The following is a 15,901-nucleotide window of genomic DNA, read 5'->3' as shown; positions in this document are numbered from 1 at the left end:
AGAACTGCCAGATCAAAGCCGCATTATGTCGTTATACAGTGCTAGCACGCTTAGGCTGATCACCAGAAAGAGCCCAACCTGATACCCCAGCATCTGCACTTTGTCGGACACCGGTTTCCGCTTAATTACTTCAATCAAGTAATAAAATAAGTGCCCACCATCCAATACCGGGATAGGTAAAAGGTTAAAAACTGCCAGGAATACACTGAGCAAGGCGACAAAACCAATAAAGCTCCGCAGGCCACCCTCGGCTGAAGAGCCCGCCACCTTAGCAATGGTTATCGGTCCACTCAAGTTTTTCGTGGAAATTTCGCCAAGAATCAATTTTTTGACTGATAAAAGAACAAAACCCGAGGTTTCCCAGGTTTTATTGACACCGGCAACAAAGGCACCAGCTACTGAATACTCATAAGTTCTGATCATATCCTCAGGTAATGTATAAGCTTTCACCCCTACACCAACTCGACCAAGATGCTCCCCCCTATCCGCTACCAACTCTGGAACAAGAGTGACCTCTATTACTTGAGCATCTCTCTCCAAGCTAACCTGTAGCGCGCTGCCGGGGCGTTTACGTACATACTCAACCCATGTTTGCCAATCAGTGATCGTGAGTTCATCTACCTGAAGAATCTTATCGCCGGTTTTTAGACCTGCTTTTTCTGCTGGACTAGCTGCAACCACCTCACCAATGATGGGGGGGATCTTGGGGAGGTATAAGGCAATACCTAATCCAGCAACTGGATCAGGATCCATAGATTCGCGCAACCAATCAACAAGCTGAGCCTCAGACTCATAATTAAAACTGGAATCTGGATATGAAACTTTAAAACTAATCGTACCCGTCTCACCTAAACGATTCAGTAGCGCTTTATTGAGTGCTTGCCAAGTAGGGGTTAGCTGGCCATCAATCGCTACAATTTCCTGCCCTTTTTCCAACCCTGCTTGCGCCGCGATGGATCCTGGCGCAACGTTATCAATGACCGGAATCAAATCGCGCTGCCCTTGCAACAACAAACCCCAGAATAAGAGTATCGCCAACAAAAAATTAGCCAGTGGGCCAGCCGCGACAATCGCAATGCGCTGCCAGACGGTTTTATTGTTGAATGCCATATGACGCTCTTCCGGTGCAACCTCACCTTCGCGCTCATCCAGCATTTTCACGTAACCACCTAAAGGCAGTGCAGCCAAGGCGTATTCAGTGCCCTGCTTATCGCGCCAAGACCAGAGCACTTTGCCAAAACCAATAGAAAAACGATGCACCTTGACGCCACAACGCCGCGCAACATAAAAGTGACCAAATTCATGGATTGAAACCAGAATTAGCAACGCCACCAGAAAAGACACAATCGTCTGGATTAACTCCATGGATACAGCCTCAGAATAAGAATTACCAGCGAGCAATCAACTGCTGAGCCATAGCGCGAGCTTCAGCATCAGCAGCTTGGATCTGCTCCAAGCTATGTGGTTCACTGGGCGACAAATGGGTAAGCACATGATCAATCACCTGCGCTATTTGATCAAAACGAATACGGCGCTGCAAAAATGCAGCGACCGCTACTTCATTGGCCGCATTTAAAATCGCCGGCGCAGTACCCGATGCCTCTGCTGCCTCCTGTGCCAAGCGCAAGCAGGGAAAACGTTCATAATCCGGAGCGCTGAAATCCAACCGGGCAGTAGCGATAAGATCGAGACTGGAAACACCTGACTCAATCCGCTCCGGCCACGCCAATGCATGGGCGATAGGGGTGCGCATATCCGGGTTGCCCAACTGCGCCAGTACCGAGCCATCGATATACTCAACCATCGAATGAATAACGCTCTGCGGATGGATCACCACTTGCACTTGTTGTGGCCGCGTATTAAACAACCAGCAAGCCTCAATCAACTCCAAGCCTTTATTCAACATAGTGGCCGAATCAACCGAAATTTTTTGCCCCATACTCCAGTTGGGATGCGCGCAAGCCTGCTCGGGTGTCATCTTGGCGAGATCAGCAATGGGAGTATTACGGAAAGGACCACCAGAAGCGGTCAACAAGATTTTTCTGACGCCGCTCGATTTAAGTCCATCAACAAGGTAGTCAGCGCGATGATTAGGCAAACACTGAAAGATGGCATTGTGTTCGCTATCGATCGGCAGCAAAACTGCACCATGCTCAGCAACCGCGCGGGTAAATAAACCACCCGCCATCACCAAAGCCTCTTTATTGGCGAGCAGAACTTTTTTACCTGCGTTCACGGCAGCCAACGTCGGCAACAAACCAACTGAGCCGACAATAGCCGCCATGACCATATCGACTTGCTCATGAGCAGCAACAGCGGCCAAGGCATCGGCGCCTTGCAACACTTCGGTCGCACAACCCTGATGACGCAGTTCACGCTCCAATTCAAGTGCGGCAACAGGGTCATTCAATACGGCATAGCGTGGACTATGCATCAGGCATTGTGTGGCCAATAACTGCCAGCGACGATCCGCACTTAATGCAAAAACCTGGTAGCGATCAGGGTGACGAGCGATAACATCCAAGGTGCTAACACCGATTGAACCTGTAGCGCCAAGAACGGTAATTTGCTGAGGAGCAACCTGCATTTACACACCCGCACTCGCTGTAAAAGCGCCACTAGCCAAGAGTGCCAACGCAAACACCGGCGCAGCTGCAGTTATGCCATCGACACGATCAAGGATGCCACCATGACCCGGCAGGATACTGCCGCTGTCTTTGGCACCCGCATGACGTTTGACCATGCTTTCCAATAAATCACCCAGCACCGAAACCAAACTGGTGGGAACGATCAATACGAGCATCAACAACAGACTCATATTTAATAGCTGGCCAAGCACAACCGCCAATAAACAGTTCGCTAAAAATCCGCCCGCAAAGCCTTCCCAGGTTTTACCCGGACTAACCGCAGACGCTAATTTATGCCTGCCAAAACGACGCCCGGCAAAATAACCACCACTATCCGCCACTGCAACAACCAACATCAATAAGAGCACCAACCATGCACCATTATCCTGTTGGCGCACATAAACCAAGGCAACCCAAGTTGGGATTAGCACCAATCCGCCGATCATCAGCCGCAGGGCTTTGTGCCCCCACAGTACACTGCTGCTGGGATAGCTTTGAACCAGTAACAGCGCAAGCGCCCACCAGCCACAACCAACAATTAACACATCGCGGATTGCCAGAGCATTAAGGCGCGGGCTCGCCTCACCCTCAAAGCCCAGATAAAGTGACGTACCGACTAACAAAACCAATAACACCAACGAATAAACGAGTCGCTGCCATATAGCAGGAAGACCAGACAAATTAGCCCACTCCCATGCACCAATTAATAATACGGCACCGATGAAAAACGAAAAGTAACCAGATGGCAGCCCAAATAAAGCCGTAAGGAAGATAACGGCGAGTATCAGAGCGGTAATAACACGCTGCTTAAGCATTAAGTGCACCCGCGTCGATTTGATCACCTGTCAGGCCAAAACGGCGTTGACGCTCACGAAAACTGGCGGCAGCTTTTTTCAGCTCATCGCCATCAAAATCCGGCCAGAGTTTATCGCTGAAAAACAACTCAGCATAAGCACACTGCCACAATAAAAAATTACTAATACGCACTTCGCCACCGGTGCGAATTAATAAATCCAGTGGCGGTAAATCAGCAAGGCACGTATGTTGGTGCAGAGAATCTTCCGTAATCGCTGCAGGGTCCAATTCCCCAGCAGCCACTTGCTGGGCGATTTTTTTCGCCGCTTCCGCAATATCCCAGCGGCCGCCGTAGTCGGCAGCGATAACCAAGGTGGTTTTTCCGCCGCGGGTCAATTCTTCTGCTGCAGCAATAGCTTTTTGAATGGAAGGACTAAAACGCTCGCGATTGCCAATCACGCGCAAGGCAACATCTTTTTTGTTAAGCGCCTTGGCTTCATTTTTAAGGTATAACAAAAACAGTGACATAAGTGCCTCCACCTCTACCGGTGGACGACGCCAGTTTTCACTACTAAATGCAAAAACGGTAAGTACCTCTACGCCCATTTCCTGACATGCAGCCATCACATCGCGGATGCGCTCAACACCCACTTTATGGCCAGACACACCCGCCATACCGCGCTGTTTAGCCCAGCGATTATTGCCATCCATAATGATCGCCACATGGCGAAGACTATTGTCAGTCACGCAAACTCTCCCGGCAGCAGGTGTTTATCGATGAGATCGATGACCTGTTTTTGCTTTTTGTAATGGTGTGTCAAATAGTGTTGTAACTGGTGTTACCTAGCGCGATTGGATTTGCCAGAACAAGCCAAATCCAATCGAATGATGCGGACTAAACAGCCATCAAATCCACTTCTTTTGCAGCCAGCGCTTTATCCACTTCCGCGATGTATTTGTCAGTGATTTTTTGAATTTCATCTTGTGCGCGACGATCATCGTCTTCGCCAATCGCTTTATCTTTCAACAGCGCTTTAACATCGCCCAATACATCGCGACGTACATTGCGCACTGCAACGCGGCCATTCTCAGCTTCTGCACGCGCCTGCTTGATAAAGTTTTTACGGGTTTCTTCGGTCAACATCGGCAGTGGAATACGAATCAAGCCGTTGTTGGTAGAAGGATTCAAACCCAAGTCGGATTTCATAATCGCTTTTTCAATTTCAGGAACCAGGTTGCGCTCCCAAGGGCTGATAGACAGGGTACGCGCATCTTCAATATTGATGTTACCAACTTGCGCCAAGGGTGTCGGTGTGCCGTAGTAATTCACCATCAAGCCATCCAGCAGGCTTGGATGGGCACGACCAGTGCGAATTTTATTGAAGTTGTTAGAGAGCACTTCAACCGCTTTTTTCATGCGTGCTTCAGCATCTTTTTTAATGTCATTAATCATGATTTATCCTCTTCAATCAAAGTACCTTCGTTGCTACCCACAACGATATTTAACAGTGCACCGGTTTTATTCATACGAAATACCCGCACAGGCATGTCGTGCTCACGGCACAAACAAATAGCGGTCAAATCCATTACACCCAGCTTTTTGTCCAACACTTCGTCGTATGACAAACGATCATATTTAGTAGCGGTAGGATCTTTTTTCGGGTCAGCCGAATAAACACCATCAACCTTAGTCGCTTTCAAAACTATATCCGCATCAACCTCAATACCACGTAAACAGGCAGCAGAGTCTGTGGTAAAAAATGGGTTGCCTGTACCGGCAGAGAAAATAACAACCTCACCAGAGTTCAAAAAACGCACCGCGCGACGGCGATCGTAATGTTCCACCACTCCACTCATGGGGATTGCCGACATCACACGACAAGAAATATTGGAGCGCTCCAGCGCATCGCGCATCGCCAAGGCATTCATCACTGTCGCCAACATACCCATATGATCGCCGGTAACACGATCCAAGCCCGCTGCACTTAATGCCGCACCGCGAAACAAGTTGCCTCCACCAATCACCAGACCAACTTGCACACCTATACCGACTAACTGGCCGATTTCCAGCGCCATCTTGTCAAGCACTTTGGGGTCAATCCCGAAACCCTCGGTCCCCATCAGCTCTTCACCGCTGAGTTTCAACAAAATACGCTTGTACTTTTTATCCCGTGGGGTGGACATAAATGCTCTCCAAAACAATGAGTTAGCCACTAATGCCCGCCATAACCGGGGGCCGAAAAAATCGGTGCAGTGTAACAGAAAAAGCATCATCGGGTGGCGTCACTCCGTCTCTTTTTCACAGCACACAAGCCAAATCACCAACAACAAAAAACCCGCACAAGTTACCCTGTGCGGGTTTTTATCAAGCAAATTAGCGAAAACTAATTAGGCTTTTGATGCAGCTACTTGTGCAGCAACTTCAGCAGCGAAGTCTACAACAGCAACTTCAATGCCTTCACCTACTTCAAGACGCACAAAGTTCTTAACAGTTGCGCTCGCTGCTTTAGCGTACTGCGCAATAGTTTGCTCTGGATTCTTAACAAAAGGCTGATCAACCAAGCTGGATTCTTTCAGGAACTTGCTGATACGACCACCAATCATCTTCTCAACGATTTCAGCTGGTTTACCGGCCATGTCAGGTTGAGCACGGATGATTTCTTTTTCTTTTTCAACAACTTCAGCTGGCATTTGATCGGAGCTAACCACGGTTGGGTTAACTGCTGCAACGTGCATAGCAACATCTTTAGCAGTTTCTTCATTACCGCCTTCCAATTGAACCAATACCGCAATGCGGTTGTTCAAGTGAAGGTAACCGCCTACTACACCACCTTCAACCAAGCTAATGCGACGAACGCTGATTTTTTCGCCGATTTTTTGTACCAGCGCTTCACGCGCAGCTTCCAACTCGCCAGCCATTACTGCTGCCACGTCGGCTTGCTTGGTCGTGAAAGCCTTATCCAATACGCTATCAACAAAAGCCAAAAAGCCAGCGTCGCGAGCTACGAAGTCAGTTTCAGAGTTAACTTCTACGATCACACCGTAGCTATTATCTGGAGCAACCTTAACTGCAACAACGCCATCAGCCGCGGTACGACCTTCTTTTTTCGCCGCTTTCAAGCCAGAAACTTTACGCAGGTTTTCAATCGCCAGGTCAACATCACCATTGGCTTCGCCCAACGCTTTTTTACATTCCATCATGCCCAGACCAGTGCGGTCGCGCAGTTCTTTTACCAATGCAGGAGTAACAGCTGTCATGGTTGTTTCCTCTATAAAATGTTCAAATTCAGTTTGCAAAAAGGGGGCTAAGCCCCCTCTTCCGACAACCTAAGTAACCCGCATGCAGGTTACTAAAGTTTTATGGTCGTTTGATTACGTGCGATTACTCCGCAGCGCCTTCGGCAGCTACGTACTCATCTTTGTTTGGTACTGCAGAAGCAGACTTGCCACCTTCCAAACATGCGTCAGCAATAGCAGCAACGTACAGCTTGATCGCGCGGATGGCGTCGTCGTTACCTGGAATTACATAGTCAACGCCGTCTGGATTGCTGTTGGTATCAACAATACCGATAACAGGAATGCCCAGCTTATTGGCTTCTTGAATCGCAATACGCTCATGATCAACGTCGATAACAAACATTGCGTCAGGCAGACCAGCGATGTTTTTGATACCGCCGATTGAACGCTCCAGCTTCTCCATATCGCGAGTACGCATCAAAGCTTCTTTTTTGGTCAACTTAGTGAAGGTACCGTCTTGGCTTTGAGCAGTAAGCTCCGCCAGGCGACGAATTGAAGCGCGGATAGTTTTGTAGTTAGTGAGCATGCCGCCCAACCAACGATGGCTTACGAACGGTTGACCCGCGCGCTCAGCTTGCTCTTTGACGATCTTTTGCGCAGCGCGCTTAGTACCAACAAACAGAATTTTTTTCTTTTGCGAAGCCATTTGCTGCACCAAAGCCAAAGCTTCATTGAATGCAGGAACGGTGTGCTCAAGGTTGATGATATGAATCTTGTTACGTGCACCGAAGATGTACTTGCCCATCTTTGGGTTCCAGTAACGGGTTTGGTGACCAAAGTGGACACCGGCAGACAACATGTCGCGCATGCTAACTTGCATAATGATTTTCCTGTATATCGGGTTAGGCCTCTATATACCCCGCTAACCAACCATCATGATCGCCAAAACGAACATTGGGCACCCAGGTTTTGCGTGTCGGTATATATGTGACGTTGATAATTTAAGTTAAAAACAAGGTTCTCTAATTAGAGGATATATAGCCTCACCCCAAAAAGAGGCGCGCTTTATATCACAAAACGACACCAAGAGAAACCAAAAACGCACATCGTGATGAATTTGGCCTCAGAATACTCTCCCGCACTACACCCAGCGAGCTCAAATAAAGATCGCTAAATCGCGCGATTTCTGGCTATTAGGCCAATAAAGGATTGATCTTGGTCAAATAGGTCTGGAATCGTTTAGAATACCGCATCTTTTTAATCACCCGCCGAGATTGCCTGAATTCATGTCAGTTACTATCAAAACCCCGGAAGAAATCGCAAAAATGCGCATCGCTGGCCGTATGGCCGCTGAAGTGCTGGAAATGATTGGCCCATACGTCCAACCGGGCGTCACCACCGCGGAGCTCGATAAGCTCTGCCACGACCATATAGTCAATGAGCAAAAAGCCATTCCTGCCTGCCTTGGCTATCGCGGCTTCCCCAAGTCGATCTGCACATCGGTTAACCAGGTCGTCTGCCACGGCATCCCCTCTGAGAAAAAAGTACTTAAAGCAGGCGACATCATCAATATCGATGTCACCGTCATTTATGAGGGTTACCACGGCGATACCAGCGCCATGTATTTTGTCGGCACGCCGGCACCTCATGCCGAGCGTTTGGTAAATATCACGCAAGAGTGCATGTACAAGGCAATCAAATTGGTGAAGCCGGGCTGTCGCTTGGGCGATATAGGTCACGTTATCCAACAGCATGCCGAAGGTAGTTACTACTCTGTTGTACGCGAGTACTGTGGGCACGGCATAGGCAAAGTTTTCCATGAAGATCCGCAAATCCTGCACTACGGTCGCCCTGGCACCGGCATGGAATTAAAAGAAGGCATGGCATTCACCATTGAGCCAATGATTAATGCTGGCAAACCGCAAACTAAATTGAAAAATGACGGCTGGACCGTAGAAACCAAAGATGGCCGTCTCTCAGCACAATGGGAACACACAATGGTGGTAACCAAAGACGGCGTAGAAGTATTAACCGCTCGTACCGGCGAAGTTTTTTAAGCGATGAGCCTGCCTGATTTTTTCAAGCGGGTTTTTAACAAATCCGCCCCAGCCGCCGAACCAGTACCACAGCCAATTCCTCAGGAACCCAGCAAACCCATGTCGATATCTGCGGTGCCCTATTTTGAGCGGCCATTATTTTTCTTTGATCAAAGCCGCTTTCGCCGTGCGCTGAGTGAACAACCCATCATTACGGTATTTAAAGACGCAATTAATGCCGCAGGCACTCAAGCAAATCGCCGTTTTATAGAAGGAGAAGATATTCGCACACTCGTGTATGAGCGAGCATTGTTTATCGATTGTGTGCTCCACTACGCTTGGCATCAATTTAATTGGCCAGAGAGTATTAGCCTTGAAGCAGTAGGCGGTTATGGCCGCGGTGAATTACATCCGGGTTCTGATATTGATTTATTAATCTTGCATCGCCCGGAAGTATTTGAGCGCTGCAAAGACAATATCGAAAAATTCCTCACCCTTTTGTGGGATATAGGGTTGGAAATCGGCAGCAGTGTGCGCACCGTTAAACAAACCATTGAAATTGCCCAAACCGATATCACTGTCGCGACCAATATTATGGAATCGCGTACACTTGTAGGCGATCAATCGCTGCGCCACGAATTAGTGCAAGCATCCAATCCCGATAAAATTTGGCCAATTGAAGAGTTTTTCCGCGCAAAATATCAAGAGCAATTAGATCGTCACAAAAAATATAACGATACCGAGTACAACCTCGAACCCAATATTAAAAATGCCCCCGGCGGTCTGCGCGACATTCAAACCATTAATTGGGTCACCAAACGCTACTTTGGTGTGCGCACAATTAGACAGCTGGAAGGCAAAGGCTTTTTCACCGACGAAGAATTTTCTCTGCTCAATTCTGGCGAAGAATATTTATGGCGCGTGCGCTATGCGCTGCATATGATCGCCAAGCGCCCGGAAGAGCGTTTACTGTTTGATCACCAGCGTGAAATCGCCCAATTTTTTGGTTACAAGGATGGCAAAGAGGGCCTTGCGGTCGAGCAATTTATGCACCGCTACTACCGCACTGTGCTCGCATTGCGTGAGCTCAATGATGTAGTGCTGCAATTTTTGTCTGAAGCGATTTTGCAAAAAGGCAAAACTAAAAGTGTTGTATCGATTAACGAGCGCTTCCAGCTGCGCGACAACTATATCGAAGCCACGCACACTTATGTATTTGAAGAAACACCTTCAGCACTGCTGGAAATATTTGTATTGATGGCGCAAAACCCGCAGATCCAAGGTGTGCGCGCCTCTACCATTCGCTGGATTCGCGAGAGCCGTCATTTAATCGACGACAACTTCCGCTCCAATCCAAAAAACACTCAGCTCTTTATAAAACTGTTGCAACACCCAGACGGTTTGGTTGAACAATTAAGACGCATGTCGCGCTACGGTATCCTCGGTTTATATCTACCAGAGTTTGGCCAGGTGACCGGCCAAATGCAGCACGATTTATTTCATATTTACACGGTTGATGCACACACACTAAAAGTAGTGCAGAACATGTGTAACTTTTTATTACCATCAGCGAAAGAAGATTTCCCTGTGGCAGCGACAATTATGAATCGCCTGCCAAAGCTGGAACTGTTGTACATCGCCGGTTTGTATCACGATATAGGCAAAGGCCGCGGTGGCGATCACTCCACTCTAGGCGCCGTCGATGCAGAAGAGTTTTGTGTGCGTCACGGTATTTCACCGCGGGAAACACGCCTGATCTGCTGGCTGGTTGAAAAACACTTGTTGATGTCACAAGTCTCGCAAAAGCAGGACATTTCCGACCCTGAGGTAATTCATAACTTTGCCATTACCGTGGGCGATCAACTGCATTTGGATTATTTGTACTGCCTCACCGTTGCCGACATTAACGGCACCAATAAAGAATTGTGGAATACTTGGCGCGCCAGCTTAATGCGCAATTTATATTTGGATACCCGTCGCGCTTTACGTCGCGGTCTGGAAAATAACGTCGATAAACAAGATTTGATTGAGGAAACACAACAGGCCGCCATTCGTAAACTAGCGCGCAAAGGTTTGAGCAAAGAACAAGTGCTCGCACTATGGGGCGATATGGGCGACGACTATTTTCTGCGTGAAAACTTCGCCGACATCGCTTGGCACACCCAAGCCATTGCAGCTCGCACCGACGACAAGCCCTTAGTGTTAATCAAAAAAACCAGCAGTAAAGAACTGGCCGGTGCAACGCAGATTTTTATTTACACTAAAAATCAAAAAAATGTTTTTGTGGCAGCCGCTACAGTATTGAGCAACCTCAACCTGAACATTCAGGATGCAAAAATTTACAGCTCAAATTCCGGCTATACCATAGACACATTTTTTGTGCTCAATGAAGACGGCGAGCCACTGGGCACCAACCAAACCTTGTTGAAAAAAATCCAACAGGCGTTAATTGATGAACTCACGTTGGCAGATGACAACTACCGCGAAGTCATTGGCCGCCGCACACCGCGCCGCTTGAAATACTTCGCCTCACCTACACGCACCCGGCTCAACACCGATACGATTCGCAATTGCAGTGTATTGGAAGTTATCAGCCCGGATCGCCCCGGCCTGCTGGCCTGTATTGGCTATATTTTTATGGATTTTGACATCCAACTTCTCAATGCTCGTATTGCCACATTGGGCGAACGAGTGGAAGACATCTTCTTTCTCGTGGATGCCGATGGAAAACCGCTAGGCGATGCCGATCTGTGTGAAAAACTGCAGCAAGAAATACGCGAACAGCTCGATAAACGCGTCGATAAACTTTAACCGAATTAAGCCGCCATCATGAATCCGGATTTAAACCTGTTACACCCCTATCCTTTTGAAAAACTTGCCGCCCTTAAAGCGGCAGTTTCTGCGCCTGCGCAACTCAACGATATTATGCTGTCAATTGGTGAACCCAAACACGAGCCACCCGCATTCGTGTTGGAAACGCTGGTTAACAATTTGGCCAAATTATCCAACTACCCTACCACCAAAGGGTTGCCTGAATTGCGCGAAGCTATCGCCAACTGGGCGAGCAACCGCTTTCAATTAAACGCCGGCAGTTTTACTGCCGACCAACATGTGCTACCAGTGAATGGCACCCGTGAAGCACTCTTTGCTTTTGCACAGGCGATTGTGGATCGCAGCAAACCTAATCCATTAATTGTATCGCCCAATCCGTTCTATCAGATTTACGAAGGCGCAGCGATTTTATCTGGCGCAGAACCGTATTTTTTAAATTGCACACCAAGCAACAACTTTATTCCCGATTTTGCCGCCGTGCCCGCATCGGTGTGGGAACGCTGCCAATTATTATTTATCTGCTCACCGGGCAACCCCACAGGCGCCGTCATGAGCAGCGCGCAATTAAAACAATTAATTGCGCTTGCCGATCAATATGATTTTGTTATCGCCTCCGACGAATGTTATTCAGAATTGTATTTTGATGAACAGAATCCACCGGTTGGCCTGTTGCAAGCCTGCGCAGAATTAGGTCGCGATGATTTTGCTCGCTGCGTGGTATTTCACAGTTTATCCAAGCGCTCCAACTTGCCCGGGTTACGCTCCGGTTTTGTCGGTGGCGACGCAAAAATTCTCGCAAAGTTTTTGCTCTATCGCACTTATCACGGCTGTGCCATGCCAGTTCCAACGCAGTTGGCCAGCATGGCCGCGTGGCAAGATGAACAACACGTTATCACCAACCGCGATGCCTATCGCGCCAAGTTTGATGCTGTATTAAAAGTACTTGATGGCTGCCTGGATGTGCAAAAACCTGATGCGAGTTTTTACCTCTGGCCAAAAACGCCGATCAAAGGTGAAGATTTTGCACAGCAATTATTTGCCCAGCAAAAAGTGACGGTATTGCCCGGCAGTTATTTAGCGCGCGAAACCAATGGTATAAATCCCGGTGAAGATTACGTGCGCTTGGCGCTAGTAGCACCACTGGCCGAATGCATTGCTGCAGCAGAGCGAATCAAGGCTTTTGTACAATCGCTATGAGTGAAAGCAGCAGTGAAAAAAAAGGGTTAAGTAAAGCGGCGCGAGTAGAATTTATTTTGCACAAGCTGCAAAGCCTCTACCCCGCTCCGCCAATTCCGCTCAATCACAAGGATGCCTACACATTACTGATCGCGGTATTACTCTCGGCGCAGTGTACGGATGAGCGTGTTAATACAGTAACACCCGCACTGTTTGCGCTGGGGGACAATCCGTTTGCTATGGCGAAAGTGCCGGTAGAAAAAATTCAGGAAATTATTCGACCTTGCGGATTGTCACCACAAAAATCCAAAGCGATTTCGGTGTTATCGCAAATGTTGGTCAACGAACACGGCGGGCAAGTACCTGCCGATTGGGCAGCCTTGGAGCGATTGCCCGGTGTGGGCCACAAAACAGCCAGTGTGGTGATGAGTCAGGCCTTTGGTATTCCGGCCTTTGCGGTGGACACCCATATTCATCGCTTGGCGCAACGCTGGGGTTTAACCAACGGCAAAAATGTAGTGCAAACCGAAACAGATTTAAAACGCCTTTTTCCACAAGAAAGTTGGAACGCATTGCATTTGCAAATTATTTATTACGGCCGCGAATACTGCTCCGCTCGTAGTTGCGATGGCACAGTGTGTGAAATTTGCCGCACTTGTTATCCGAATCGAAAAAAACCCAAAATTGTATTGAAACCTTGAATCTATGATAACGCTATACGGCATTAAAAACTGCGATACAGTCAAAAAAGCCCGCACCTGGCTTGAGCAAAATAAAGTGGATTATCATTTCCACGATTTTCGTGCAGATGGCTTAACCGACACACAAGTTAAAAGTTGGATTGCCGAAATCGGCTTGGACACACTCGTCAATAAACGCAGCACCACATGGAAAGAGTTAGACGAATCCACCAAAACCAATTTCGATGAAACCACTGCGGTAGCCATCATTAGCGCAAATCCAACGCTAATTAAACGCCCCTTGCTCGATACCGGCACACAAAAACAGGTCGGTTTCAAAGACGCAGAATACACCCGCATTTTTAATTAATTCTTGAAACTATCCTTAGGAAAAATTATGACTCAACTCTACGCACTCGGTTTAGGTATAGGCACACAAAATTTAAAAGGCGAATGGCTTGAGGTATTTTATGCGCACCCCGTATTAAATCCATCAGAAGCCAGCGCACGTGCTATAGCGAACATTGTGGGTTACAGCGAAGGCAACCAAGCCATCGCCCTAACCAATAGCCAAGCAGGCGAAATCGCCCAGGCGCTGACTATCGCGGGCGATACTGCACAAGCTGAGATAGCTAAAGCATTGGTCAACAGCAAGCGTCCTTTAGTCGCGACATTGCTTGCAAGCGACACCAATCCTGCATCGGTGCCAGAAGGCTATTTGAAATTACATTTGTTATCACACCGTTTGGTTAAACCGCACAACACCGTGCTCGCCGGAATTTTTGGTGTGTTGCCCAATGTTGCCTGGACTAACCAAGGCGCTATCGATGTCAACGAATTACCTGCACGTCAATTACAAGCGCGATTGAACGGCGAAGAACTGGAAGTATCCTGTGTGGATAAATTCCCCAAAATGACCAACTACGTTGTACCCAAAGGTGTACGTGTAGCACACACCGCGCGGGTGCGTTTGGGCGCTTACTTGGGTGAAGGTACCACCATCATGCACGAAGGTTTTGTAAACTTTAACGCGGGCACCGAAGGCCCGGCGATGATCGAAGGCCGCATCTCTGCCGGTGTATTTGTTGGCGCCGGTTCCGATTTGGGCGGCGGCAGCTCCACCATGGGCACACTCTCTGGCGGCGGCAACATAGTCATCTCCGTTGGCAAAGAATCCTTGATTGGCGCCAACGCCGGTATCGGTATTCCGTTAGGTGATCGCTGTAAAGTAGAATCTGGTCTCTACATCACCGCCGGAACCAAAGTAGTGGTATTGGATGATGCGGGCAACGAAGTAAAAACGTTGAAGGCGCGCGAACTTGCAGGTGTATCTGATCTGGTATTCCGCCGCAATTCAATCACCGGCCGCGTAGAAGTTGTCACTAACAAAAGTGCACTGCAATTAAATACCGCATTGCATGCGAATTAATTTTTAAGCTTTGTAGGGGCGCAATTTATTGCGCCCTGATAAATTCACAACAGATAACACCCAACGAGCGCAGCAAACAGCGCTCCTACCGATAAACTAAGCACAATGGGTTTGTGCAAACAGCGAGGCGATAATTATGGGCGCACAATGGAAAGCAAAACATAAAGAAGAAGCAGCAAGTGCTAAGGGGAAAATTTTTACCAAACTCACCAAAGAAATTATGATCGCCGCCCGCTCTGGTGCAGATCCGGACATGAACCCGCGCCTACGCCTCGCAATCGTTCAAGCCAAAAAAGCATCCATGACCCGCGAGACCTTAGAGCGTGCGATTAAAAAAGGCTCTGGCCAACTCGACGGCGCCGCCAGCTACGAAAAAGTTGTCTACGAAGGTTACGCACCACATCAAGTTCCGGTGATCGTTGAATGCCTCACCGACAACGTTAACCGCACCATCTCCAATATTCGCGGCCTGTTCCGCAAAGGCCAATTGGGCACGTCCGGTTCAGTATCCTGGGATTTTGATCATTTGGGCATTATCGAAGCCACTGCAGCAAACAGCGATGCCGATGCCGAAATGGCCGCGATTGAAGCAGGCGCACAAGACTTTGAATTAGATGACGACGGCACCGCCACTTTCTACACCGACTTAACCGATTTGGATATGGTACAAAAAGCGTTACCGGATCAAGGTTTCACCGTTGTCTCTGCCAAACTCGGCTACAAGCCTAAAAACCCTGTGAGCTTATCAGGTGAAGCACTGGACGAAGTCGAAGCCTTCCTTGCTGCTATTGATAACGATGATGATGTGCATGAGGTTTATGTGGGATTGGCGGGGTAAATTACACAGGAGGGGATATGTGACATATCCTCTCCATATTCAGCTAGGGTAGCGAAAGTAGATCAACAAGATGTACACGCCCGGATAAAATCAACTTTTCTTGGCTTGAAAACCACCTATCTAAAGGCACTCTGTTAACACCTCCACCACTACTGGAATGATCCCCTCCGCCAACTTCGGACAGTTCACTAACATACATTTCTTGCCTCAAAGCGCTCTGGGCTAATAAAGCCAATAGCGCTGTGACGGCG

Annotated in this window: 16 protein-coding genes; 7 read left to right on the top strand and 9 right to left on the bottom strand. The window is 48.3% G+C overall.

All coding sequences use genetic code 11. The features are described from left to right. Positions 1 to 12: 12 nt before the first annotated feature. The 8 genes from rseP to rpsB all read right to left on the bottom strand — a co-directional run bounded on the left by rseP (position 13) and on the right by rpsB (position 7,542). Entirely contained in the window at positions 13 to 1,365 is a 1,353-nt protein-coding gene (gene rseP, locus AWU77_RS06610) for an RIP metalloprotease RseP (RefSeq protein WP_062060589.1), read from the bottom strand. A gap of 22 nt (positions 1,366 to 1,387) precedes the next feature. Then, positions 1,388 to 2,587, bottom strand: coding sequence for a 1-deoxy-D-xylulose-5-phosphate reductoisomerase (gene ispC, locus AWU77_RS06605; protein ID WP_062060587.1), 1,200 nt, complete (start codon positions 2,585 to 2,587; stop codon positions 1,388 to 1,390). Continuing rightward, positions 2,588 to 3,442, bottom strand: coding sequence for a phosphatidate cytidylyltransferase (locus AWU77_RS06600; RefSeq protein ID WP_062060585.1), 855 nt, complete (start codon positions 3,440 to 3,442; stop codon positions 2,588 to 2,590). Then, on the bottom strand, positions 3,435 to 4,169 hold the full coding sequence (gene uppS, locus AWU77_RS06595; RefSeq protein WP_084618149.1) for a polyprenyl diphosphate synthase: 735 nt from the start codon (positions 4,167 to 4,169) through the stop codon (positions 3,435 to 3,437). Before uppS ends, AWU77_RS06600 begins: the two co-directional genes overlap by 8 nt. Before the next feature lie 148 nt (positions 4,170 to 4,317). Further along, positions 4,318 to 4,875 carry a ribosome recycling factor gene (frr, locus tag AWU77_RS06590; RefSeq protein WP_062060581.1) on the bottom strand — a complete coding sequence of 186 codons (558 nt, stop codon included), beginning with the start codon at positions 4,873 to 4,875 and terminating at the stop codon, positions 4,318 to 4,320. Then, the gene (gene pyrH / locus AWU77_RS06585) at positions 4,872 to 5,606 is read right to left on the bottom strand and encodes a UMP kinase (protein ID WP_062060579.1); all 735 of its coding nucleotides are present in this window, start codon (positions 5,604 to 5,606) and stop codon (positions 4,872 to 4,874) included. Before pyrH ends, frr begins: the two co-directional genes overlap by 4 nt. Before the next feature lie 204 nt (positions 5,607 to 5,810). Then, positions 5,811 to 6,680 carry a translation elongation factor Ts gene (gene tsf, locus AWU77_RS06580; RefSeq protein ID WP_062060577.1) on the bottom strand — a complete coding sequence of 290 codons (870 nt, stop codon included), beginning with the start codon at positions 6,678 to 6,680 and terminating at the stop codon, positions 5,811 to 5,813. A gap of 124 nt (positions 6,681 to 6,804) precedes the next feature. Continuing rightward, complete coding sequence (gene rpsB, locus AWU77_RS06575; RefSeq protein WP_152625291.1) at positions 6,805 to 7,542, bottom strand: 30S ribosomal protein S2; 738 nt, start codon at positions 7,540 to 7,542, stop codon at positions 6,805 to 6,807. Between the two features lie 403 nt (positions 7,543 to 7,945). Between rpsB and map the strand changes: the two genes are divergently transcribed. The 7 genes from map (at position 7,946) to AWU77_RS06540 (ending at position 15,650) form a co-directional block, all read left to right on the top strand. Next, on the top strand, positions 7,946 to 8,716 hold the full coding sequence (map, locus tag AWU77_RS06570) for a type I methionyl aminopeptidase (RefSeq protein WP_062060573.1): 771 nt from the start codon (positions 7,946 to 7,948) through the stop codon (positions 8,714 to 8,716). A gap of 99 nt (positions 8,717 to 8,815) precedes the next feature. Further along, complete coding sequence (locus AWU77_RS06565) at positions 8,816 to 11,506, top strand: [protein-PII] uridylyltransferase (RefSeq protein WP_062060772.1); 2,691 nt, start codon at positions 8,816 to 8,818, stop codon at positions 11,504 to 11,506. An 18-nt stretch (positions 11,507 to 11,524) separates the two neighbouring features. Continuing rightward, positions 11,525 to 12,724 (top strand): succinyldiaminopimelate transaminase, encoded by a 1,200-nt coding sequence (gene dapC, locus AWU77_RS06560; protein ID WP_062060571.1) that lies wholly within the window; start codon positions 11,525 to 11,527, stop codon positions 12,722 to 12,724. Then, positions 12,721 to 13,404 (top strand): endonuclease III, encoded by a 684-nt coding sequence (nth, locus tag AWU77_RS06555; RefSeq protein WP_062060569.1) that lies wholly within the window; start codon positions 12,721 to 12,723, stop codon positions 13,402 to 13,404. Before dapC ends, nth begins: the two co-directional genes overlap by 4 nt. Before the next feature lie 4 nt (positions 13,405 to 13,408). Continuing rightward, the gene (locus AWU77_RS06550; RefSeq protein WP_062060567.1) at positions 13,409 to 13,753 is read left to right on the top strand and encodes an ArsC family reductase; all 345 of its coding nucleotides are present in this window, start codon (positions 13,409 to 13,411) and stop codon (positions 13,751 to 13,753) included. 27 nt (positions 13,754 to 13,780) lie between these two features. Then, positions 13,781 to 14,812: a 2,3,4,5-tetrahydropyridine-2,6-dicarboxylate N-succinyltransferase gene (gene dapD, locus AWU77_RS06545; protein ID WP_062060565.1), complete on the top strand. Its 1,032-nt coding sequence runs from the start codon at positions 13,781 to 13,783 to the stop codon at positions 14,810 to 14,812. A gap of 136 nt (positions 14,813 to 14,948) precedes the next feature. Then, complete coding sequence (locus tag AWU77_RS06540) at positions 14,949 to 15,650, top strand: YebC/PmpR family DNA-binding transcriptional regulator (RefSeq protein WP_062060563.1); 702 nt, start codon at positions 14,949 to 14,951, stop codon at positions 15,648 to 15,650. Between the two features lie 43 nt (positions 15,651 to 15,693). On the opposite strand, the gene AWU77_RS20725 is transcribed toward AWU77_RS06540, so the two are convergent. Next, positions 15,694 to 15,901, bottom strand: a 208-nt coding sequence (locus AWU77_RS20725; RefSeq protein ID WP_238582330.1) for a hypothetical protein, incomplete at its 5' end; no start/stop codon positions are given.

The organism is Cellvibrio sp. OA-2007 (assembly GCF_000953825.1).
Taxonomy (GTDB): Bacteria; Pseudomonadota; Gammaproteobacteria; order Pseudomonadales; family Cellvibrionaceae; genus Cellvibrio.
Note: the sequence above shows the minus strand (reverse complement) of the source record. Positions and strands in the feature narration are given on the sequence as shown.

What these genes read in the sequence shown, in the direction of transcription:
- AWU77_RS06600 (WP_062060585.1), bottom strand. Translation starts at nt 3,442, where the DNA reads ATGCTTAAGCAGCGTGTTATTACCGCTCTGATACTCGCCGTTATCTTC.
- tsf (WP_062060577.1), bottom strand. Translation starts at nt 6,680, where the DNA reads ATGACAGCTGTTACTCCTGCATTGGTAAAAGAACTGCGCGACCGCACT.
- dapC (WP_062060571.1), top strand. Translation starts at nt 11,525, where the DNA reads ATGAATCCGGATTTAAACCTGTTACACCCCTATCCTTTTGAAAAACTT.
- ispC (WP_062060587.1), bottom strand. Translation starts at nt 2,587, where the DNA reads ATGCAGGTTGCTCCTCAGCAAATTACCGTTCTTGGCGCTACAGGTTCA.
- map (WP_062060573.1), top strand. Translation starts at nt 7,946, where the DNA reads ATGTCAGTTACTATCAAAACCCCGGAAGAAATCGCAAAAATGCGCATC.
- frr (WP_062060581.1), bottom strand. Translation starts at nt 4,875, where the DNA reads ATGATTAATGACATTAAAAAAGATGCTGAAGCACGCATGAAAAAAGCG.
- dapD (WP_062060565.1), top strand. Translation starts at nt 13,781, where the DNA reads ATGACTCAACTCTACGCACTCGGTTTAGGTATAGGCACACAAAATTTA.
- AWU77_RS06540 (WP_062060563.1), top strand. Translation starts at nt 14,949, where the DNA reads ATGGGCGCACAATGGAAAGCAAAACATAAAGAAGAAGCAGCAAGTGCT.
- AWU77_RS06565 (WP_062060772.1), top strand. Translation starts at nt 8,816, where the DNA reads ATGTCGATATCTGCGGTGCCCTATTTTGAGCGGCCATTATTTTTCTTT.
- rseP (WP_062060589.1), bottom strand. Translation starts at nt 1,365, where the DNA reads ATGGAGTTAATCCAGACGATTGTGTCTTTTCTGGTGGCGTTGCTAATT.
- AWU77_RS06550 (WP_062060567.1), top strand. Translation starts at nt 13,409, where the DNA reads ATGATAACGCTATACGGCATTAAAAACTGCGATACAGTCAAAAAAGCC.
- nth (WP_062060569.1), top strand. Translation starts at nt 12,721, where the DNA reads ATGAGTGAAAGCAGCAGTGAAAAAAAAGGGTTAAGTAAAGCGGCGCGA.
- pyrH (WP_062060579.1), bottom strand. Translation starts at nt 5,606, where the DNA reads ATGTCCACCCCACGGGATAAAAAGTACAAGCGTATTTTGTTGAAACTC.